We start from the raw sequence: 21887 nt of genomic DNA, 5'->3' as shown, positions 1-21887 counted from the left end.
TACCGAAACTGGTCTAAACTAACTATGTTATTCTACCACAAATATAGTCTGTCTACTTACGCCGAGCTGTACTAGAAATATCAAAGCACAAAGTCAACCCAATTTTAGCGGAGTTAGGATTGGTAAATAAAGAGCGCAACGGCTGGTTACCCACTAAGCGGGGAATTGGTTTTGGGGCGGTGCAAAAAACCTACCCTCAAGACAACACTCCTTATGTGCTTTGGCCAGAATCTATACTGACAAATCAAGTTTTTCTAGCGACTATTGAGAGTCTTAAAGGTGACAATTCAGAACAGAGCAAAACAGAAGTAAACACAAAGCTAGGGTTCCGCGAGAAGTTTCGGGCGAGTGCACAGCATCGAACAACCGACGGTCATTTTGTGCGCTCTAAAGCTGAAGTTTTGATTGATAATTGGCTCTATATGGCGGAGCTAGTTCACGCCTATTAACGCCGACTACCCATAGAGGAAGAAGCTTACTGTGACTTTTATATTCCTGGGGGGAAAGTGTATATTGAATACTGGGGATATGAGAACAACCCGGAGTATGTGGCGCGTAAGAAAGTGAAGCAAGAACTGTACCAGAAGTACGAACTCAACCTGATTGAGTTAACAGATGAACACATCAAGAATTTGGATGATTATTTGCCTACAATGTTATTAAAATTTGGCGTAATTGTAAATTGATTGAAAAGTACGATCGCACTCTTCATCCGCGTTAATCTGCGTTAATCGGCCTGCATCAGCGGTTCCTAAAAAAATAAAAGAGCGATCGCCCTTTAACCCTCCCTCAAACTCGATCGTCCTTATCTGATTATCTTTTAACCTGCTTTACTTAACACAACCAGAATGTACTGGTCAAGACTAACTCCTTCCCTTTCCGCCTTTTCTGCTAAACTCAAATGTAGAGATTTAGGAATCTGTAAAGATAGACTTCCGCTATACTCAACCTCCGTTGCAGGTAAAGGAATCTCATGTCGGCACTCATAAGCAGTCTCTATCCACAATTCCCTAGCTTCCTCAATGTTCTCCATTGCTTCTGACAAAGTTTCTCCTACAGACATACAACCTGGAAGGTCTTTGATGAGGACTGTATAGCCTCCTTCTGGATCTGGGTAAAAACTTATAGCATATCTCAGGCTCAAGTAATACTCTAAAGATTTATTCTTCACTTCTATTTTCTGATTCATTGCTCCATTCCTCCAGTTTCAATAGCGCAACAATTTGCTTTACATATATTCCTTTTACCTTTTGACCGCCTTTTTTAGGAACTGTAATATTTAATCCATCAGCATTGACAAAAGTATGGTGACTTCCTTTCGATCGCTTTTCTTCAAATCCAAAAGCTTTGAGAAGATAGCACACATCGTCAAAGCGCACTTCTGGTGGATTTACTAAAAATTGTTCTACCAGTTTCCCTAACTTGCCCATGAAGTTTTACAGATGCTTGTACTATTCTAATAAATAAGGGCGGGCATTGCCCACCCTCGCTAGGAATCAGATGTAATTCAGAAACTAAACCTTCGCTTCATTCTTCACCAAATTACCCCAACCCAAATCCTTCAGCGAATTATTACGGCGCAGCGGACGAGTCACCAACTCCAAAATATCCCGCGCATTACCAAAGCCGTGAATTTGAGCAAAAGTAAACTCAACAGACCACTTCGTATTAATTCCCCGCGCTTCCAAAGGATTAGCGTGAGCCATACCAGTAATCACCAAATCAATATTCTGCTCGTAAATCCGCTGCAACTGATTGTAATTGTCTGGTTTCTCCACAATCCGAGGAGTAGGAACTCCCATCTCGTGACAAGTCTTTTCTAACAAAGCCAATTCGGCTGCCTGATAGCGCTTGTCCATGTAAGGAATGCCGATTTCCGGGCAAGTCATGCCGCAGCGAATTAAGAAACGTGCTAAAGAAATCTCTAGCAAATTGTCTCCCATAAAGAAGACAGATTTACCGCGAATTATTTGCAGGTAATCTTCTAAACCCGCCCAGATTTGCGCTTCTCTTTCGTCCAAACCTTTTGGTTCAATTCCCAACACTGAGCAAATCTTTTCAATCCAAGCGCGAGTTCCGTCAGGGCCGATCGGGAATGGCGCACCAATTAGCTTACACTTGCGGCGGCGCATCAACGTAGAAGCAGTACGCGACAAGAACGGATTCATGCCCGATACATAATAACCTTCTTCCAAGACTGGCAATTCAGTGTAGCGCTTGGAAGGAAGCCAACCGGAAACTTTGATTCCTTGCTTCTTCAATTCTAGAGTTAGCTGAGTAACAACCGGATCGGGCAAAGAACCAAAAAGTACCAGCGGTGTGTGCTTGACATATTCCGATTCATCTGCTGCAACTTCCTCTTTTTTCTTGCCGAAATTCAGCAGTTGAGAGATAGCATTGCGTTCTTGTTTCTGAGATTCCATCACGGGCGCTTTCTCAGGACATTTAGCAGCCATCGCTGCTAAAACGGTATCTTCCCCTTGAGTAAAAGCGTAATCCAAGCCGTTAGCGCGCGCTGTGACGATGGGAATGCCAATTTCTGCTTCGAGTTTCGGTGCTAACCCTTCCAAATCCATTTTGATGATTTCGGTGGTGCAAGTGCCGATCCAAACAATTACACTGGGGTTACGATCGCGCTTAATTTGCAAGCACAGCCGCTTCAACTCGTCATAATCGTTTAACTGAGCGGAAATATCCCCTTCTTCCAACTCAGCCATCGCATAGCGAGGCTCAGCAAAAATCATCACGCCCATTGCGTTTTGCAAGAAATAGCCGCAAGTCTTGGTACCAATGACCAAGAAAAAGCTATCTTCAATTTTTTGATAAAGCCAAGCTACGCAGCTAATCGGACAAAATGTGTGATAATTGCCTGTTTCGCATTCAAAGTTTAAAGCTTCCGGTTCATTAGTAGTAATAGCAGTCATATCTCAAATCTTCTCCCTTTAAATTGTTTTTCTTCTCGAACAGGACTTGCGGCGGAGCGAGGAAACGCCTGGATTTTGCCATCGTCTCGGTGCGATCGCCCAGGAGAGGAATAGGTTGTTTTTCCTCTCGATCACGAACAGGCGCAGTGGCGATAAAACACCTGTTTTGCGCGATCGCGACGCACAGCGAACAATAAATAGAAATACCTATTTTTGGGCTAATTCCTGTGAAAAATAGATGCAACCACTCAATATTTCCGCAGCAGCCGCAGCATCCCAAATTCTGGCTAAAAAATTCTGCGCGAGGGCATACAATCCCTCACAGCAGGGATTTAGTTTACTTCACATCGCTAAGGCAAAAAGCCTTTTGGCAGTTGTGAGTTTGAGCTAATTAAAAATTAACAACTCGCAACTCACAACTCACAAATAGAGCGGGAAACTTCAAGACTAGAAGAGATGCGGGCGATCGCAACAACCTCACTTAAAATCAGATAAAAAGCCGGAAATTTCTTCATCCTCATCGTCGGAATCCAAATCGCCGAGACCTAGAGCATCTAAATCATCTTCGTCAGGATCTCCGGTAGTTGCTTCCCCCAGATCGTCAAGTCCGAGATCGTCGAGGTCATCCTCATCAGATACAGAGAAATCGTCAATACCGTCATCGTCCAAGTCGCCCAGATCCATATCTAGGTCATCTGAGGTCGCTGTCCCAAAAGGATCGGGTATTTCTTCGGCGACAAACTCTGCATCTTCTTCCCCAAACGGATCGGAAATCCCCGCTTCGAGATCTCCAGAGGTCAAAGTCCCAAATTGTGAGGCTTCATCTTCCTCGTCATCGCCGAGATCGAGACCGCCCAAAGCCAAGGCTTCATCTTCCTCGTCATCGCCGAGGTCGAGACCGCCCAAAGCCGAGGCTTCATCTTCCTCGTCATCGCCGAGGTCGAGACCGCCCAAAGCCAAAGCTTCTTCTTCCTCATCGTCGCCCATATCAAAGTCAGATACGGCGTCTTCCTCATCGTCGCCCATATCAAAGTCAGATACGGCGTCTTCCTCATCGTCGCCCATATCAAAGTCAGATACGGCGTCTTCCTCATCGTCTTCGAGACCGAGACCGTCCAAAGCCGAGGCTTCTTCCTCGTCATCGCCCATGTCGAAGTCGGAGACCGCTTCTTCCTCGTCATCGTCCATGTCGAAGTCGGAGACCGCTTCTTCCTCGTCATCGCCCATGTCGAAGTCGGAGACCGCTTCTTCCTCAAACTCATCGAAGGATTCCTCCTCTGAGCTCAGTGCTGACGCTGCTGCTGCCAGACCTGCTGCTCCGGCGACTCCGGCGACTACTCCGGCTGTTGCCAAGGCAGCACCGCCCAATTTATTAGATTTGGCTGCGGCGGGTGCTGCAGTTGCAGTTTGAGCTGCGGCGGGTGCTGCAGTGGCAGTTCGAGCTGCGGCGGGTGCTGCAGTTGCAGTTTGAGCTGCTGTGGGTGTTGGAGATTTACCGGCCGTCTGCGGCGCGATATTTGAGGGCATACCCAGCGCGATGTCCGGGTCAAAATTGAGTCCCAACACTTCGATCAGGCTGTCTGCATCCGGCTTGAGTTTTGAGAAGGGCAGCATTAATTGCTGGAGTTCCGGCTCCAGGGCAGCCGCAATTCCCAGGATGAGGTAAGAAACAGGCCTTTTCCCGCCGTCGGGTGTGGCGACCGTGTTCTCAGCCGTCATGTGCAGGAGCAGCCAAGCCCGATTTACCTGGTAGTAGTCCAACCACTTCTGTTTGAGAGCAACTGAAAAAGTATCAAAAAAAGCCATAACCTCTTTATCCTCATCCTGATCGCTAGACCTATTAAACCATCATCAGGTCTAGCTCATCTTCCTCCTTCTTGACCACCGGTTGCACTGGATTTAGATAAAAATCTGAAAGTAAGGCAAATAATTCGCGATCTGGCGTGTCGTTGGGTACTACTCCTTCGGGCATTGCCAAAATCTGGTCAGCGATGTTGAGGTAGTAATCGCAGACGTAGTTGAGGGAAGGATCGCTTTCGGCCATCTCAAACAATGTTTTGCCTTTGACGCGAGAAACGCGAATATCTTCAATCAGGGGCAGCACTTCCAGCACCGGCATCGGTACAGAGTCAATGTACTTGTCGATCAAGTCGCGCTTTGAGGTGCGGTTGCCAATTAAACCGGCGAGCCGCAACGGGTGAGTGCGGGCTTTTTCGCGGACTGAGGCGGCGATGCGGTTGGCTGCAAATAAAGCGTCGAACCCGTTGTCGGTAACAATCATGCAGTAGTCGGCGTAGTTCAAGGGGGCTGCAAAACCGCCGCACACTACGTCACCGAGCACGTCGAACAGGATGATGTCGTATTCGTCGAAGGCATTGAGTTCTTTGAGGAGTTTGACGGTTTCACCGACTACATAGCCGCCGCAGCCAGCTCCTGCGGGAGGGCCGCCTGCTTCTACGCAGTCAACGCCGCCGTAGCCTTTGTAGATGACATCTTCGGGCCAAACGTCTTCGTAGTGATAGTCCTTTTGCTGAAGGGTGTCAATAATTGTGGGGATCAAGAAGCCAGTGAGGGTAAATGTGCTGTCGTGCTTTGGATCGCAACCGATTTGCAAAACTTTCTTGCCGCGCTTGGCTAGGGCAACGGAGATGTTGCAGCTTGTTGTCGATTTGCCAATTCCACCTTTTCCGTAAACTGCGAGTTTCACTCTTTGTTCTCCTATAGGTTTCTATCAAAACGATGAGGGCTGGGTTTTCATGCTTTTTTTCGATCGCCCAATTGCCATAGCCCAATTGCAATAGCCCAATTGCAATTCCCTTACTGTCAGTCGATTTGAGATTTCAAATTTGAGATTAAAGAATGGACTCCACAGATGAATCTGGGGCTTCTCTCTAACTAAAATTTTCTCTCTCGACTACTTTTGTTTGGGGCTTGTATCCGTCTTTGGGTTAGACCAATTTTGGACTCAGCCCTTAGTCACCTCGTTGAAAGCATTATTAGCTAACTTGCGATGAAAAGAAAGGGGGCGTCTAAATGAAAATGCTAGTAAATTTGTTTATTTTGCATCTTTAGCAATCTTAACTGGTTTTTTGATATAAAAATCTATTTTTAGATTATTTTTAGATTTTAAATTGATTTTAGAATACTTTCTTAATATAAAGAGGTACAAAAACAAAACAAAAATTAACTTCTCAAACAATCTGGGCTTTTGGCTTTGGGGCTAGGATGCAGGCAGTTGATGGCTTGTGTGGGTAAGTGGAACGGTCATAAAGGCGCTAGTGGATGAGGCAAACTCGAAGTGAGTTCGGATCAGTTGGGTCAGGGGAGAGTAAAGTGATGGGATTTTAGATTTTAGATTTTAGATTTTAGATTGGCAAACATTCACTTTGCTGGGGTTTCGGGTGTTTTGTAAAAAATTGTGAATTTTTAGGAAATGGTGGGGAGTCGGAGAGTGGGGGAGTGAGTCGGGAAGAGGGAGAAAGTTATGGGATTTTAGATTCTAGATTGGGAAATATTGACTTTGCTGGGGTTTCGGGTGTTTTGTAAAAAATTGTGAATTTTTAGGAAATGGTGGGGAGTTGGAGAGTGGGGGAGTGAGTCGGGAAGAGGGAGAGTGGATGGGGAGAGTGGGGGATTGGGAGAATATCATGTCTTCCCCATGACTACTGATACCAGTTGAAAAAAAGAATGCAACTGTAGGCCCGTGATCCAAACCACGAGCTTCCTCAGTCATTTCCAATTCTTCAATTCTTCAATTCTTCAATTTTTAAATCTAAAATCTAAAATCCTATGACTGCTGACTAATGACAACTGACGATCGGAATCTCGATCGCAAATTCAGTGCCCCGTCCAGCTTCCGAAACGCAATCGAGTCGCCCCCCGTGCTGTTCGACAACTAAATGGTAAGAAATCGACAGTCCCAACCCAGTGCCCTTGCCGACTGGTTTGGTAGTAAAAAACGGGTCAAATAATTGGTGGCGAATCTCATCCGGTATGCCCCGCCCGTTGTCGGAAATGCGGATCGCGACAAAATCGCCCCCAACAACTTCAGTACGAATTTTAATTGTGGGAACAGTCAATGGAGAATTAGGATTTGACGGGGGTGAATTTTTCGCATTTCTCGCCGCCCATTCCCCTTTCTGGATTTCTTCATCCAAAGCATCAATAGCATTGCCGATAATATTCATGAACACCTGATTGATCTGACCGGCACAGCACTCGATGTTGGGCAAATTACCGTATTCTTTAATAATGTGAATAGTTGGATGTGCGCCGTGGGCTTTGAGCCGGTGCTGCAAAATCAACAAAGTGGTTTCAAGTCCCTCGTGAATGTCAACGAGCTTGATGTTAGATTGATCGGATCGCGAAAAATTACGCATCGACACAACTATTTGGCGGATGCGCTCGGTTCCTACTTGCATAGAAGACAGGATCTTAGATAAGTCTTCTACCAAAAAATCGACTTCCATATCTGCTGCTGCTTTCCGAATTTCCGAGACTGGTTCGGGATAGTGCTGCTGGTAAAGTTGCAACAGTTGGAGCAATTCTTTGATGTAGTGGCTGGCGTGGGAAAGGTTGCCGTAGATAAAATTAACAGGGTTGTTAATTTCGTGAGCGATACCGGCAATCATTTGTCCCAAAGAAGACATTTTTTCGGTTTGCACCAATTGAGTTTGAGTTTGCTGCAACTTTCGCACAGTTTCCTCTAATTGCTGCGCTTGATTTTTCAAGCAAGTTTGCTTTCGCCGCAGGACTTCTTCAACTCGCTGGCGCTTGATAATATCCCGTCTCAACAATTCATTTGATTCTAAAAGTTGAGCGGTGCGTTCTTCAACTTGTTGTTTTAAGTCGTCGTGAGCTTGGCGCAGGGCTTCTTGGGCCCGCTGCCGCTCTAAAATTTCTTGCTGCAAAAGTTCGTTGGCTTTCTGCAATTGGGTGGCTCGATCGTCCACTGCTTGTTGCAACAGCTCGATCGTTCCATACATTTCAGATTGGTTAAAAACCTGCGGCAAATTTGTCTGAGACACAACGCCCAAAAGTTCTCCCTGGTTGCCAACTACTACCAAACGGCGGACGCAGTGGCGCTGCATGGACTGGTGGACATTCCAGAGGGAATCGGCGGGAGATATGCAAAATAAAGGCGCACTCATGGCCCTTGCTGCTGGGATTTCGGAGAGGTTTAATTCGAGGGCGTGAAACTGCACGATGTCGCGCTCGGTGACAATGCCGATCGGAATTTGATAATTTTGTGTTGGTGCGATCGCCCGATCAGGATGCTGAGTTTGCTCTTGGACAATGACGACGGAACTAACTCGATGCTTGACCATGAGCTGGGCTAAATCGAGGGCTGAGGCAGTTGTTGGGGCAGAAATGACTTCTTTAGTCATGACATCTGCTGCACAGCGCAAATTGGTTAGCAAGTTAATCGGTTGCAGGGCTTCGTGAATGGCTTCGCGGGTGATGATGCCGATAAGTCGCGAGTCCTCGTCCACTACGGGCAAATGCCGGATGGAGTGCTGGCGCAACGTGAACATAGCTGTGAAAATATCTTGAGACTCGGATTTTTTGAGGGTAATGGGCGATCGAGTCATTACGTCAGCAATTGTCAGTCCGACTGTACAAGCAGCGACGGTAGTTAGCTTGACGATATCCCGTTCTGTAAAAATGCCGATGGGCCGATTATCTTCGACGACTAACACGCAACTGCGCTTGGCTGCGCTAGCAACAGCGTTTTGTTTTTCGCCACAAAGGTGACAGGAGACGCGCATCGGGTTCATGAGAGCCAACACCTGGGCGATCGGGGTTTCTGGAGCCACGGTAAGGGGGTGGCGGTCGATCGCCCGATCTAAAGGTGACGAGTAGAGCTGCCTGCTGTTGGGGCGTCCAGCGGGTTCTGATGATTTAATTACCGACAACTGCGGGGCTGAATCTCGGAAATGGTGTAATTGTTCTTCTTGTAGCATGATTATTAATTTTAGTTAATGAATTGTTACAATTTTGGAGACTTGGGTTGGCAGACTTAGCATTAATTAACCGGGTCACAGATGCTCGATCGCCTAAAATCTGATTGCTAGAACACTCTTATTTAATTTTTATTTTTTAAATCCTATGTCGTGGACTCCCTTAAGTCATCGAATTCATCACTTGCCGCTGATCCTTGCGGGCCCGATTTTGCGCCGGACTGAAAGTCGGGCCGTGACAGTTTGGCTGGCTCTGAAAGCACCCCGCCAAGTCGAACTCAAGGTTTATTCGACAGAGGGCGGAACCGGCGAAATTGTCGATCGGCCATTGCTGCAAGGTGCGAACTCTACCGTAAAGCTCGGCAAATACTTGCACGTAGTCGCGGTGACTGCTAAACCAATTAATAGCAATGTCTTGACATCTGGGGAAATTTATGCTTATGACATCAAGTTTGCGGGGAGTAGCGAGTCGAACGTCGGGGGTGCAGTCCCAGAAAATGAGAAAGAAAATCTCATTTCTTGCCTGTGGCCTGCCACCCCTGATTTATCGGCTTTGGGGCCGGAGACGATTAGTTATTTCGCTCACCAGTTGCCCACTTTTGCCCTGCCGCCACAGGATTTAAACTATTTGCGTATCGTTCACGGTTCTTGTCGCAAGCCCCACGGAGACGGCAGAGATGCGCTGCCAATCTTGGATAATTCGATCGAACAGTTTGCAGGTACGGCAAATAGCAGGCCCCACCAACTGTTTTTAACCGGCGACCAAATTTACGGCGACGACGTGGCCGATGCGATGCTGTGGGCTTTGACGGATGCTGGCGATACCCTGTTGGGCTGGGAAGAGAGTCTACCCCTGATGGATGATGCCCAAATTAAAAAGAATTTGTGTATCAGTATACCTAAAAATTCGGCAAACGAAAATGCAGGTGGCCAAGAGAGGGAAATTTTTAGAGAGTCCCCTATTCAGAAACCGTCTGATGCTGAATATGAGTCCAAAAAACCAATTGAGTTAAAACCGGGGACTCGCAGCGATATTGCCAGAGATTTTGGCGGCTTTACGGCGATGTTGGTAAATAAACCCGCCAATGCTAAAAGTCACTTATTTAGCTTGGGGGAATATTGTGCGATGTATTTGTTCGTTTGGTCGCCGGTACTTTGGTGCACGGGTTTTCCGAAGGGTAAGGATATTTGTCCAAATTCTAAGCAGGCAAAAGTCTGGGATAGAGAAGTTGTTGAACTTAACGGTTTTGCTCGCAATTTGTGGAGGGTGAGGAGGGCGCTAGCGAATATTTCTACTTATATGATTTGCGATGATCATGATGTTAGCGACGATTTGTATTTGAATCGAGAGTGGTGTTACCGGGTGCTGGGGAAGCCGCTGGGACGACGGGTGGTGCAGAATGCTTTGCTGGCTTACGCTGTGTTTCAGGCTTGGGGAAATACGCCTGCACAGTTTGAGCGCGAAAAACCGGGAGATAAATTATTAAAGGCTGCTGAAAAATGGTCGGATTCGGCGGGGACTGATGTTTCTGTTTGGGAGGAGGTGGCTTCGTATTTGGGAATTCCAGGACTCGATCCGAAAACTCATTTGCCTAAGTTGAAATTAGATGAAGATGTTTTTATTTTGGATCGGGATGGCGAGGGTGTAAGTGAGGTTTTGAATTGGCATTTTACTGTGAGAAGTTTTAAGCATGAGGTGATTGTGCTGGATACGCGGAGTTGGCGGGGGTATCCGGTGAAAAGCGCGATCGATCCGCCGATGCTTTTGACTCACAAAGGTTTTGAGGAGCAAATTCAGCAGCCTTTGCATGAAACTAATTTGCTGAATAAAACTGGGGAGTTTGAGATTGAGGCGACGCTAGTAGTTGTGCCGACAAATTTAGTGGGTTTGTGGATTATTGATGCGGTGCAAAAGCGGGATGTGGAACAGGGGAAGGTTTTTAATAGCGATGCGGGGGATGCTTGGAATTTTCACGAGTTGGCTTTTGTGAAGCTGTTGTCGGAGTTTTTTAAGCAGCGCGATCGGGTGATTGTGTTGAGCGGGGATATTCACTATGCTGCTGCTGTGCGGCTGAGTTATTGGTCTGATTGTCATTTTGGCGATTCTCGATCGAATATTGAGCCTTTGAATATGGCGAATTATCAATCAAATTGTCACTATTCTGTGTTGGCGCAGTTGACTGCTAGTGCTTTTATCAATGAGGAGTGGAAAACGCATTTAATTCATACTAAGATTAAGTCGCTGCTTCCTGAGCGATCGCACGAATGTTTGGGATGGAATGAGCCGCTGGAATTAATGAAAATTCCCAGGAGTAGCAGAAAGAAAGCTATGGCTGCTGCTTTCAGGAATAGACAATCTCTGCCTGATTGGGGTTATCGGATTGACTGGATTAAACGGCAAAGAGCTCGGGTGTTTTTGCTGCTAGAAAAGGGAACTCCGTCAGATAGAACACATAAAAATAAACAATTGTCATTCCTGCGTAGGTTGTGGAATTTTATATCGCTGTTGTGGCGCAATCGCTGGCTGCAAGAGGGTGATGAGATTGTGGGATATAGCAATATTGCGATCGTCAGTTTTCAGTGGCCTGCGGATAGTGATGGGGAGAAAGCGGTGATCCAAAATGTTTATTGGCGGCCGCTTTGGGAGCCGAATAGTGTGGTTTACAGTCAATATTTTGTGCCGCTGGGATTGGATGAGGATGATTAGATTCCCGATTTCTTGAACAAGTCGGGGATTTCGATACGGGTACAATATTCTGATGAGTTTGTGGCACTGTCCGCCGGGAGCATCTCAAGGAAAGCAGCCAAGCTAGAAACTGGAGTTGGGAGCCAGGAGCCAGGAGCCAGGAGGACAGAGGAAGAAGGAAGGAGTGTTCTTACAAATATGATATGCTCCCGTGTCCGCCGGGGGTTGAAATCCTGACTATGCAGGACTACGGGGATTTTCTTCTGATTTATAGCGTTTCCTTAGCTGATCAGGTACAACCAATCCTTATCCATTAAGGATTTTAGCTCTAAAAATGTACCTCATTTGACTGAGAAACGCTATATTGAAGCTGAAGCCCTTGGTGGATATACTATAAATTAGGAAGCCCGTGACGAGATTTGAACTCGTGACTTCCTCCTTACCAAGGAGGTACTCTACCACTGAGTTACACGGGCATAAAAAATTAAGAACCTCCAATTAAAAAATTAATTTTTAATTCTTAAATTTTAACTTTTTATTAAATTGAGGTGGGCCGAGCTAGATTTGAACTAGCGTAGGCGTAGCCAGCGGATTTACAGTCCGCCCCCATTAACCGCTCGGGCATCGACCCATTTCCATCACAGTTATATATCCTAGCACCACAATCTTTATTTGCAACATTATATTTGAAACTCTAATCATTCAGTGGAGAACCCATAAGTGAGTTAGCGGTAGACGGGAAAATTGAACACTGTTTAAGGTGTGCATTGCTACGTCTAGGCTGGGTGCCCGCCCGGAGCACCCTAAGTCTAGACTAAGAGGAAATTCCTAATTCACTAATTCCCCGGTTTCTTGCAGGGAGTGCAGGCGACGGTAAATACCTTGTTGGCTTAAGAGTTCTTCGTGGCTGCCAACTTCGACGATTCTACCGCCGTCGAGTACGACGATCGTATCGGCTTCGCGAATTGTACTCAGTCTGTGGGCAATAATTATGGTGGTGCGCGTACCGAGGATATTTCGCATGGCTATCTGGATCGCTCGCTCGCTTTCATAGTCCAAACTAGAAGTAGCCTCATCAAAAATTAACACATCCGGCTCCACCAACAGCGCCCTCGCAATCCCCAACCGCTGCCGCTGACCGCCGGACAAGCGCATTCCTCTCTCCCCGACCACGGTATAGTAACCTTGGGGCAACAGCCGCACAAAATCGTCTACTTTGGCAATGCGACAAGCATCCTCAACTTGCTCGAAAGTTGCATTTCTGTTTCCGTAAGTCAAATTTTCCAGCAAAGTACCGTTAAAAACGTCTACTTCTTGGTGAACAATGGCTAAACGCTGGCGGTAGCGAGTCACGTCTAAGCTGCAAATGTCTTCGCCGTCGATCAGAATGCGGCCGGAGTTGGGTTCAAAGTAGCGAAACAGAAGTTTAACTAAAGTCGATTTCCCAGAACCTGATCGCCCGACTAACGCTACTGTCTGACGGGGATGAATCAATAAATTCACATCTTGCAAAACGGGTTTTTGACTGTCGTACCCGAAGGTCAAACCGCTGATCTCAACTTTGCCGGTAAATTTATAAGGCGACGCCGATCGAGCATTTTCTGCTAAATTAACCGCATCAACACCGTCTGGTAACTGCATAAACTCGTGGAACCGGATCATTGAAGAATAACGCCGTGCCAATAATTCGGCGATAATGCTAATCGGACGCAGTTGGGAATATGCCATGCTTGCCAACGTGTAGACGGTAACAAAATATCCGAGGGAAATTTTGCCTGCAACCGTGGCTGCTAAGCTAAAACCGAGAACTGAAAACAAACACAACTGGACGATTGTCTGCTGGTATGTCCCCAGGGTGACGTATCCTCGGTGAATGCGGTGGATCACGACTTTTAATTCGCGATCGAGTCTGGTGGTTTGCCTTTTGAGTTCATCGCTTTCTGTGGCAAAAGCTTTGACTGTTTTGATGTTGGTGATAATTTCCGAGTTGCGACTTTCGGTATCTTCGATGTATTCATCCAGAATTTCTTCCCGCGCAGTCACCCCTTGCAGGCCTTTGAGGGTGAAACTGAGGATAAATAGGAATGAAACCAAAATTAATAAGCCAATCCGCCACTCAATTAAGCAGATAACGGCAAAAATGCCGATTAAGCGGACGACTTCGGGGATGAATTCGCCGGCAATTTCTGGGTAAGTCCAAGTATGGTTGGCGATGCCTTTGGCGATGCGGCTGGCAATCCGTCCGGCGTTGTTTTCGTCGTAGAATTCTAGGGGTAAGGTGAGGATTTTGCCGATCGCACTTCTCATTTGATCGCGCCTTGCCCTCAATGGTATCGCCCAGTGGAACCAATTTGCCACCCAAGGCTGTACCGGTGCTTTGGCGACTGTTACCAGAAAAATTAGGCCCAGCAAGACTGATAGCGATAATATTTTGTTGGGTGAGTGCTGGGTAACAGAGGCGATGGCTGTTATCAGTTTTTGGGTTACTGTATCTGTAGGTTGACCCGACAATACGTTTAATATTTGACCGATCGCGTAAGGAACAAGCAAATCGGCTAGTGCCAAAACGCTGGAGCTAGCTATGCTGTAAAGTGATATTTTCCAGTAGCGACTGTAGTATTTGAAGATGTCCTGAAAGCTTGCCATAAATTTGTGTTGAGATACAACCCTTGCAAACACTTGCATTTAGAACTGCGCTCTCGGCGCGCCGTGTTTACAAGTGTACTACAAAAGTATTCGATCCGGGAGTCATCTCGGCTCATGCTAGCGACTCGCCCGATCGGGTGATTTATGGCAATTATTCGATCGTCAGCGATCGATCCGCATTCCTGGGCAATAAATTCAAGACTAAGGGCAAAAAAATGCAAAAGACAGAATTTTTCTTAAATTCTGCCTTCTGAGCAATGCCTTATAAGTTTTACGTTTGAGTAGTCTGTTAGCTGAAGGTGTAGGCTGATTGCAGCGCCCACCAGATCAAGAACCCGATTCCGCCGGCAATGACGATCGCCGAAATGGCGATCGCTATAGGACTGTCAGCTCCCTTGAACTTCATGATTCCGCGATTTAAATCTGACATGACAGTGTTCTCCCACAATTCCAGCTTGATTGTAGCTTTGCCGTGGGCGGATGGCGGTCAATTTTCACGGCAATTACTGATTTGGTTAATGATCTGGCTGCTGAAATTGCAGGTGGGGAGTGGCTTTGGGGGGGGTTTACTGGGTTTGTGAAAAAAACTTACTAAAAAGACTTGACAAATTTCGAGAATTGAGACAATATTGTTAATACCGCAGGAAATGCGGGTGTAGCTCAGTGGTAGAGCGTCACCTTGCCAAGGTGAATGTCGCGCGTTCGAATCGCGTCACCCGCTTTAGAAGATAAAAAAAATCAAGAAAGCCGTAAAGTAGATCAAGAAAGTTTTCGGTATACTCCTAAGGATGGTTGAAAATACCTAAGTTAGTGGTAAGATTGAATGCAGAACTTGCAAGTCAAAATTGCCGATCGGGTCATATCTCGGAACAGGCAGTTGAAAGCCTAGGTATGGCGGAATTGACAAGTTTGATTAAGTGGATATGTTAACGATTATTTTTGCAAAAACGCTTTTTTTATCCGATCGCTAGTGCCCTCTCAAAAAGCTCCCAAGATTGACTTAAACGATGAGTACCCCTGTCCTTGCCGACGCCGGGGTCGTCTAGTTCCCATAACGTTGACAGAAGCCTTGGGCTGCAACCGCTGTCAACAAATATTTGTATTGGACGAAAGTGGATACGTGATCGAGCAACTATCAACGAACTATCCTTACAAGCAGGCTTGGCGGTGGACGGGCAACCAGTGGAACAGAGCGCATCCGGGTTTGAAGGCTTATTACTTGCCACTGGCTTTGGGTATGATATTGGTGCCGCTAGTGATTTGGTTGCCCTTGGCGCTACACTCGCCGGGCCCGAATATTATTCTGTGGGCAATGGTCGCGGTGCTGCTAGCAATGCTGCCGGCGCTGATGGTATGGCTGGCTTATAGGCGTTAGCTAGATGATAATAGAGGATTTTACCCATTCATCAGATGCCGCAAATGTCGCGCGTCGCGCTTATCAAGCTTCTTTGGAGTTGGCTGCGACAAAGAGTGCCGATCGCGCTGCAGGTTTGCAGGCGATGGCGGGCTCGCTGAAACGCCGGCAAAATGACATTTTAGAAGCAAATACTCTGGATCTAGAAGCGAGTCGGGACATGGCGATTCCCGAGTTGATTGTGGAGTGGCTGAAGCTGACGCCGGAACGGATCAAGACAACTGTGCAAATTCTGGAACGGTTGGGGGAAATGCCAGATCCGATCGGCAGGGTGATCAATGCTTCTTATCAGGTCGATCGCTGTCAGGTTTACTGTCAGTCGCTACCACTGGGGGCGATCGCTCTAATTTATGAGGCATTTCCAGAGTTGGGGGCGATCGCAGCCGGTCTGTCTCTCAAAAGCGCTAACAGTTTGATTCTTAAAGGCGGGAGCGAAAGCTGGCACACTAATACAGTAATTGGAGAAGCTTTGGTTTCGGCGATCGATGAGGTCGGTTTGCCATCGGGATGTTTGCAGATACTGCCGCCGGATCGGGGCGCTTCGATCAGAGAATTGGTCACTCAAGACCAATATCTCAATTTAATTATTCCCTACGGCAGGCCAAGTTTGGTGCAGCAGGTGGTTAGGCTGTGTACAGCACCAGTTTTGAGGTCGGCAATGGGAAATTGTTACCTTTATTGGTCGCCGACTGGTAGTTTGGAGATGGCAAGGTGGATGATTTTGGACAGCCATCAAAGCGTTCCCGATCCTGTTAATGCGATCGAGAAAGTGCTGATTGATCGCAACCAAAAGCCTTCTTCCTTAGTTAGGCTGTGGAACAGTTTAAAAGAAAAAGGCTTTCAAATTAGCGGCGATGCGGATCTTGTTGCAGATTTCCCAGACTTGAAGCTGGCGGAACCATACGAGTGGACTCAACCGTATTTAAACAAAACCATCGCGTTTAAAGTTGTCGATAGTTTAGAGATTGCGATCGGCTGGATCAACCGCTACAGCAGCGGCCACGCTGACTGCATCGCCACTGAATCTTACTTAGAAAGTCGCCAATTTGCTCTGGATGTTAACAGCGCCTCAACTTTTATTAATGCCTCACCTCGGTTTTGGCGCTATCAAAATCGGGGAGATGCGATATTTTTGGGAATGTCCAACCAAAAAGGTTATCGTCGAGGATTGATCGGGTTAGATACGCTGACGACAATCAAAGAAATTGTTCAGGGAAACGGACTTTTTTAATCTTATAGGTTATTTAGGATTGGTTATTGAGATTAAACCAAACTGAAAAGTGGGAGAGTATTATCGATAGGTAAGCCTTTAAGAGGTGTTCCAAAATTATTTTTATAGGATACAATAATATCTGGGTAGAACAATCAGGCAGCCTTGATATAAAGCAATTTGATCACAAGCTCCCGGATAGCCGCAGTGGAGACCGATAAAATCTCCGCATCCTAACAATAAGCCGCCGGATTTATGTGTGGGTTCAATCTCAAATCGGGTACGGGATCTAATTAAATTTAGAAACTTATTAAGTCACATGAAAATACTCTTAGCGATCACATGCAATCAGAAAAATTACTCAATACTTTAGACAAGACGGCAACGCCGACTTTAGGCAAAGAAACGCTAATTAACCACTCGCTCTATATAAAAAAATTGCGTCCGTTGCTGCCGTCAAATGCCTTTGAACCAGATCCTAGCAAGTTAGCAATACTACTCATCAACGCTGCTATTTTATTGCTGGGATGGGGAATTGCTGCTAATCTCGATCGCTGGCCTGTCTATCTTTTAGGGCTTTACTTACCTTTAGCCATCATCATGGGCAATAGTATCATAGTTTTGCTATTTAGCTCCCACGATTTGATGCACGGTAGCGTTCAGAAAAAGTCGCGCCTGACTTATCCGATCGCCTTTTTGGGACTAAGTATGCTGTTTATGCCGCCTACTCAGTGGAAAAATCTGCACAACCTCGTACATCACAATAACACGAATTCTTTGGCAGACCCCGATCGCAACTATCTGTACCAGCAACCAGACACTTGGGGAAAATGGATTCAAAATCTGTTTGTACCGTCGGTGGAAGTCAACCCGGTGTGGTTAATTGTAGGGATGGCCGGTTCGTGGTTAGTGCATAATTTCCGCAATCTCACCTCGGTACTGTTATTTAACGATAAATCTGTCGATTACGTACCGGCTGCCTTTACAGTTAGTCCTAAAGATAGATTGACAATCGCATTTGAATGTCTGGGAATTTTAGGAATTCATGCCAGCATTTTGTTCTACCTAAATTTTCATCCGCTTAAAATCGCTCTTGCCTACTTTTTGCCGATCGCAATTGGTCATGCAGGCGCCATGTTTTACATCTATACCAACCACATGGGTTGCCGGATGACCGTCATTAATGACCCGCTGATCAACAGTATGTCAGTGCGGGTTCCTAAAATATTTGACCTGCTGCACTTAAATTTTGCTTACCACACAGAGCATCATATTTTCCCCAGCATCAACTCAGACTATTATCCCATGGTGCAAGAGTTGTTGCAAACTCACTATCCCGGACGCATGAATTTAATAGATGCTGGAGAAGCTTGGCGGTTGCTGATGCAAACACCACGGCATTATCAAGATGAAGTCACCTTCTCTGATTCCTCTGGTACAATGTGCGTGAATTGCTCGATTGTTGAAGACTATAAAAGCTGAGAATTCGTATTGCAACTCACATCTTGAACCATGCTGAAGAACAGGCTTTTGGGCCTGTTCCACAAAGAATGAATTTTCTTGTGGGGTGGGCGTCTCGCCCGCCCCAAAAAATACAATTCTACATACTGATGCTATTGAGTACCAACGAAGGCTTGAGAGCAAAATAAGGGATTACTCGTTTTTGATTGTTGGCATCAATCCTTTGTTCTGCCATATTCAAATTTTGCTGGAACTGTCTGGCTAAAAATGCGATCGGCGTTCCCTCAAAAACTTCATCAAAGCTCATCCGGTAGAGTTCTTGGAAAGATTTATCGTAATAACCTAAACGGTCATATCGATAAGCTGACAAAATAAACAGAATTTTCAGTTGTTCAGCCGCTCGCTTGTACGGAGGAAGCAACCGTAAAATGTCCTTTTCCGTAATCACTTCGAGAGTCCCAGAAGCATTAATTTTGGGAATGTCCCGGTATGCTGCCAAGGGCATATTGGGAGCAAAACTCATGTATTCATACTGGGGAAAATTGACTGCTGAATGCTGCGGGCCGCAGGTAAAAATTATGGTTGTGACAATTTTAATTAATTGTTCAACTGTGTCGATTTTACTGGGCATTCCTTTGACTTTACCGCCCTCATTCGAGGCTAATTCTTGGGCCCAAGTTTGCAGTTCCACATCTTGGACGAGTGCTTCATTTGTCGGGTAAAAGAATTTGAGATAGCCACATACAAAGGTTTCGATCGCATTCCACAGCAGCAATCCATCATCTCGGTAAGGATAGTGAGGCAGTTGATTTGGATCGTCCATGCCCCGATTTTTCAGTTCGGTTGGGAAGGCAAATTGATCCAGACTCCAGTTACTGCAAGCCTCTCTAGCTATTTCCATTGTCTCTGGCAAGCTACCGCTTAGCAAGTCATCGACTGGCCCGCCCGGAGCGATCAAATAAGAACGTGCCAGCTCGTTGTTAGTCAACATAAACCGAAAGTGCGGTTTCAGCAGCAGGCTAAGGGGGTGATTTTTAGCCAACTGTCGGGCGGTGACGATCGCGATTGGTTCCATCACCAGATGAGTTCGACCTAAATGCGAGTTCATTTCATGGTGATTGGCATCTGCTACTTGCACGCAGAGTTTCGCAAACAGCCAATCGACAGGAGGATCGAATGGGGTGTAGACATGGCTACCTGGCGTGGGATCTAGTTGAATGGCAATCGGTGTCATTTCACCGCGATCGCGGATTCCCGTCCACCGCCAAGCGAAAAAAGCTCGCGGTTTTGGCAAGAATTTTCTGCCTTTTTCATAGCTGCCGCCTCCAATTTTTGAAGGCGCGCGATAGTGTTGGTCGCTACCCGTATAATCGGCAATGTAAATGTTTTTTTGTTGCAACTCTTGACCCAGATCGAATAATGGGTGAAAGCTGGAAATTTGTGCCAGTGTTTGCGCCCGAGGATCGCCGGCATCTAACAAACGAAGCACCATCGGATTTACTCCAGACAGGCGCTGTTCTGCAAAAGAGCGATCGGTTTGGTAGATTTTGGCAACAGCAGGTAGCGGCAGCAGAGTAAAGAAATCTTCATAGTCTTGGAGCTCGTCGAGAGGATCGAGAAAACTTCTCGAATCGGCCGCCAACATATTTCCGGGAAGTTCCGATGTTGCTAGTATCCGCTCTCCAATATACTTGCTCGAAAAGTTCTCGACTGCGGGCACATCTTTCAATAATGCCAAAGGTGATAAACTCTCATAGTCAAACTGATAAGCTTGTTGCTGACGATTCAAGGAATCTTGGCGCTGTTCTTGGTTGGGGTCGTCTTGAGGAAGAGAAGGTTTCATATTGTCTACCATTGTATAAATCAACTCTCTTTTTGTAGTAAAATATCGGACATCATCACTACTGATCGACGATGGAATTTAAAAAGTATTGTGCGGGTTCATGCTTGATATAGGTCTTATTCACCGATCGATCATCTGATTCCGGACTTTTTTAAACTCAGACAAATTTCTCAAAAGAATGCAACACTTCTAGATCGCCCTCAATCCACATAGGGCGGTTTCATTATCTAGATAAGTAGGTCGCACTTGAGAACCCCGGCTTCTCAAAGAAGTCGGGGTTCGGGGTGTTCGGTTTTTTGAGCTTGGTCTAGTGATGAGCGATTAGGCATGAGTCATTAAATATTGACCGTTGCCGTTATATTCGCCGTCGCAACTCGCGAAATTAGACACAAACCAAATCAAGTAAAACCGCCAGATGCGACGAAATTTGGCATAGTCGATGCCGTAGTCCAAATCTTTGACTATTGCCTGAGAATCGTCAAAGTTTTTCAGCCACTTAGCAAAGGTTGTGGAGTAATTGTATCCGTTGAGATACCATCTTTGAATTGTTTTGAGGTCTTTGTTGTGACTGGGAACTGCATCGTATTTCCAGTAACGGCCGTGGGGGAAAATATATTTGTGGGTGAAAACGCTGGATATATTGTTGGGAGTGCGAACTGTGATGATGTGAATGAAAACTTTGCCGTTATCCTTCAGGAAAGATGCCAGCTTTTGGAAAGCTTTCGTTAAATTGCCTACATGCTCAAAAACTCCGATGGAGAGAATTTTGTCAAATTTTGTCTCGAAGTTGGCGTCGTTCAAATCGCCTTCATATAGGGTAAATCGACCTGAACTAAGGTAGCTTTCGGGGTCTTGCATCTTCTGACGCATATACTCGCATTGGTGGTGGCTGAGGTTAATGCCAGTAGACTGGACATTGGGGAATTTGGAAAGAATGTAATTGGGAACGCAACCCCAACCGCAGCCCAAGTCTAAAATATTGTCGCCATCCTGAATCTCTAGCTTTTCAATCACATCATCAATCATCTGCATTTGCGATTGTTCTAGGTTGGCGGCTCCTTTTTCCCACAATCCCATGCTGTATTTAGGATAAATGAGTTTTCCATCGCCTAACATCGGATTCAGCATTGCTTGAGGTAAGTCGTACTGAATCTTCATTAAATCCCGCGACCCTTCGGCTGTATGGTCTGTTTCTGTTAGTACCCATTCGTAGGGTGCAAGCAGGGACGGGAAATGCTTAAAAAAGACGGGCATACAGGTATCAAAAAGCGATCGCAATACTGAATCTGGGACTTCTAATCCGTTGATGTAAGACTCTGCTACTGCCATTTGCACGGCGTTAACTGCACTGACTGCGAGGCGGGTTGCTCCGTAGGCGATCGGACTTTTGCTATGTACATCTCCCACGATGGGAATGTGGTTTTCGATGTTTTGTAGGGCTGTTGATGAAGTCATGGTTATACAGGTTTTAAAGATGATGCTATTCTATCTCACGAAAATTGGCTGGTGGTTAGAGAGCCAAAAAGCTGAAACTATTGCCAAGTAAGGTTTGCACAGCAAAACTTCGCAAAATCATAAAAATATATGGCGGTTGAAGGGGATTTGATAACGGATTTATAGGGCTTTGGGCGATCTTAATTTTATTAAGAATTATGTCAGTCCCTTTTCATTCGTAACAAGTTAAGCTTGGATGGCAGTTGTCAAGGGGATTTGAGAAGATGCTTCAAAGAAAAAGTAGTCAGA

The 21887-nt window shown here is 46.1% G+C and carries 18 protein-coding genes and 3 tRNA genes; 8 read left to right on the top strand and 13 right to left on the bottom strand.

Translation table 11 applies throughout. The features are described 5' to 3' along the window. The first annotated feature begins 119 nt into the window (after positions 1-119). Positions 120-449: a hypothetical protein gene (locus QUA90_RS28005; RefSeq protein ID WP_333448526.1), complete on the top strand. Its 330-nt coding sequence runs from the start codon at positions 120-122 to the stop codon at positions 447-449. Between the two features lie 371 nt (positions 450-820). Here QUA90_RS28005 and QUA90_RS28000 read toward each other — a convergent pair whose 3' ends face one another. The 4 genes from QUA90_RS28000 to QUA90_RS27985 form a co-directional block, all read right to left on the bottom strand. Next, positions 821-1189, bottom strand: a complete 369-nt coding sequence (locus tag QUA90_RS28000) for a type II toxin-antitoxin system HicB family antitoxin (protein WP_333330814.1) — start codon at positions 1187-1189, stop codon at positions 821-823. Beyond that, entirely contained in the window at positions 1161-1430 is a 270-nt protein-coding gene (locus QUA90_RS27995) for a type II toxin-antitoxin system HicA family toxin (protein WP_333448525.1), read from the bottom strand. Before QUA90_RS27995 ends, QUA90_RS28000 begins: the two co-directional genes overlap by 29 nt. Positions 1431-1514: 84 nt before the next feature. Further along, positions 1515-2924, bottom strand: coding sequence for a ferredoxin:protochlorophyllide reductase (ATP-dependent) subunit N (locus tag QUA90_RS27990; protein WP_199292772.1), 1410 nt, complete (start codon positions 2922-2924; stop codon positions 1515-1517). Next, a complete protein-coding gene (locus tag QUA90_RS27985; protein WP_333448524.1) occupies positions 2905-3168 on the bottom strand; it encodes a hypothetical protein in 264 nt (87 codons plus the stop codon). The genes QUA90_RS27990 and QUA90_RS27985 overlap by 20 nt, the downstream gene beginning before the upstream one ends. Here QUA90_RS27985 and QUA90_RS27980 point away from each other — a divergent pair. Continuing rightward, positions 3163-3315 carry a hypothetical protein gene (locus tag QUA90_RS27980; protein ID WP_333321367.1) on the top strand — a complete coding sequence of 51 codons (153 nt, stop codon included), beginning with the start codon at positions 3163-3165 and terminating at the stop codon, positions 3313-3315. The genes QUA90_RS27985 and QUA90_RS27980 overlap by 6 nt on opposite strands. An 86-nt stretch (positions 3316-3401) precedes the next feature. Here QUA90_RS27980 and QUA90_RS27975 read toward each other — a convergent pair whose 3' ends face one another. The 3 genes from QUA90_RS27975 to QUA90_RS27965 all read right to left on the bottom strand — a co-directional run bounded on the left by QUA90_RS27975 (position 3402) and on the right by QUA90_RS27965 (position 8887). After that, positions 3402-4730, bottom strand: coding sequence for a DUF5331 domain-containing protein (locus QUA90_RS27975; RefSeq protein WP_333448523.1), 1329 nt, complete (start codon positions 4728-4730; stop codon positions 3402-3404). 34 nt (positions 4731-4764) lie between these two features. Further along, positions 4765-5631: a ferredoxin:protochlorophyllide reductase (ATP-dependent) iron-sulfur ATP-binding protein gene (gene bchL, locus QUA90_RS27970; protein ID WP_006634709.1), complete on the bottom strand. Its 867-nt coding sequence runs from the start codon at positions 5629-5631 to the stop codon at positions 4765-4767. Positions 5632-6724: 1093 nt separating this feature from the next. Next, the gene (locus tag QUA90_RS27965; RefSeq protein ID WP_333448522.1) at positions 6725-8887 is read right to left on the bottom strand and encodes a CBS domain-containing protein; all 2163 of its coding nucleotides are present in this window, start codon (positions 8885-8887) and stop codon (positions 6725-6727) included. A 145-nt stretch (positions 8888-9032) separates the two neighbouring features. Between QUA90_RS27965 and QUA90_RS27960 the strand changes: the two genes are divergently transcribed. Further along, a complete protein-coding gene (locus QUA90_RS27960; RefSeq protein WP_333388013.1) occupies positions 9033-11591 on the top strand; it encodes a PhoD-like phosphatase in 2559 nt (852 codons plus the stop codon). A 383-nt stretch (positions 11592-11974) separates the two neighbouring features. On the opposite strand, the gene QUA90_RS27955 is transcribed toward QUA90_RS27960, so the two are convergent. From QUA90_RS27955 to QUA90_RS27945, 3 genes are all read right to left on the bottom strand, one after another. After that, positions 11975-12046, bottom strand: a tRNA-Thr gene (locus QUA90_RS27955). Between the two features lie 73 nt (positions 12047-12119). Then, positions 12120-12201 (bottom strand) — tRNA-Tyr (locus QUA90_RS27950). 197 nt (positions 12202-12398) lie between these two features. Further along, positions 12399-14216, bottom strand: a complete 1818-nt coding sequence (locus tag QUA90_RS27945) for an ABC transporter ATP-binding protein (RefSeq protein WP_333448521.1) — start codon at positions 14214-14216, stop codon at positions 12399-12401. A 23-nt stretch (positions 14217-14239) separates the two neighbouring features. On the opposite strand from QUA90_RS27945, the gene QUA90_RS27940 reads away from it, so the two are divergent. Beyond that, complete coding sequence (locus QUA90_RS27940; protein ID WP_333321380.1) at positions 14240-14470, top strand: hypothetical protein; 231 nt, start codon at positions 14240-14242, stop codon at positions 14468-14470. A gap of 35 nt (positions 14471-14505) precedes the next feature. Here the strand turns inward: QUA90_RS27940 and QUA90_RS27935 are convergent, their stop codons facing one another. After that, on the bottom strand, positions 14506-14646 hold the full coding sequence (locus QUA90_RS27935; RefSeq protein WP_172188980.1) for a hypothetical protein: 141 nt from the start codon (positions 14644-14646) through the stop codon (positions 14506-14508). 219 nt (positions 14647-14865) lie between these two features. Here QUA90_RS27935 and QUA90_RS27930 point away from each other — a divergent pair. The 4 genes from QUA90_RS27930 to QUA90_RS27915 all read left to right on the top strand — a co-directional run bounded on the left by QUA90_RS27930 (position 14866) and on the right by QUA90_RS27915 (position 18322). Next, positions 14866-14937, top strand: a tRNA-Gly gene (locus QUA90_RS27930). Between the two features lie 249 nt (positions 14938-15186). Further along, on the top strand, positions 15187-15591 hold the full coding sequence (locus QUA90_RS27925; RefSeq protein ID WP_333084666.1) for a hypothetical protein: 405 nt from the start codon (positions 15187-15189) through the stop codon (positions 15589-15591). Between the two features lie 4 nt (positions 15592-15595). After that, complete coding sequence (locus QUA90_RS27920) at positions 15596-16861, top strand: glutamate-5-semialdehyde dehydrogenase (protein WP_333321382.1); 1266 nt, start codon at positions 15596-15598, stop codon at positions 16859-16861. Between the two features lie 321 nt (positions 16862-17182). Then, a complete protein-coding gene (locus QUA90_RS27915) occupies positions 17183-18322 on the top strand; it encodes a fatty acid desaturase (RefSeq protein ID WP_333448520.1) in 1140 nt (379 codons plus the stop codon). Positions 18323-18440: 118 nt separating this feature from the next. Here QUA90_RS27915 and QUA90_RS27910 read toward each other — a convergent pair whose 3' ends face one another. Together QUA90_RS27910 and QUA90_RS27905 are read right to left on the bottom strand one after the other, a co-directional pair. Then, positions 18441-20144 carry a lipoxygenase family protein gene (locus QUA90_RS27910; RefSeq protein ID WP_333388006.1) on the bottom strand — a complete coding sequence of 568 codons (1704 nt, stop codon included), beginning with the start codon at positions 20142-20144 and terminating at the stop codon, positions 18441-18443. Between the two features lie 321 nt (positions 20145-20465). Next, positions 20466-21599 carry a class I SAM-dependent methyltransferase gene (locus QUA90_RS27905; RefSeq protein ID WP_333321388.1) on the bottom strand — a complete coding sequence of 378 codons (1134 nt, stop codon included), beginning with the start codon at positions 21597-21599 and terminating at the stop codon, positions 20466-20468. Positions 21600-21887 lie beyond the last annotated feature (288 nt).

This window comes from Microcoleus sp. D3_18_C4, from assembly GCF_036702355.1.
GTDB lineage: Bacteria > Cyanobacteriota > Cyanobacteriia > Cyanobacteriales > Microcoleaceae > Microcoleus.
The sequence above is the reverse complement of the archived record's forward strand: the minus strand, read 5'-3'. Positions and strand labels throughout refer to the sequence as shown.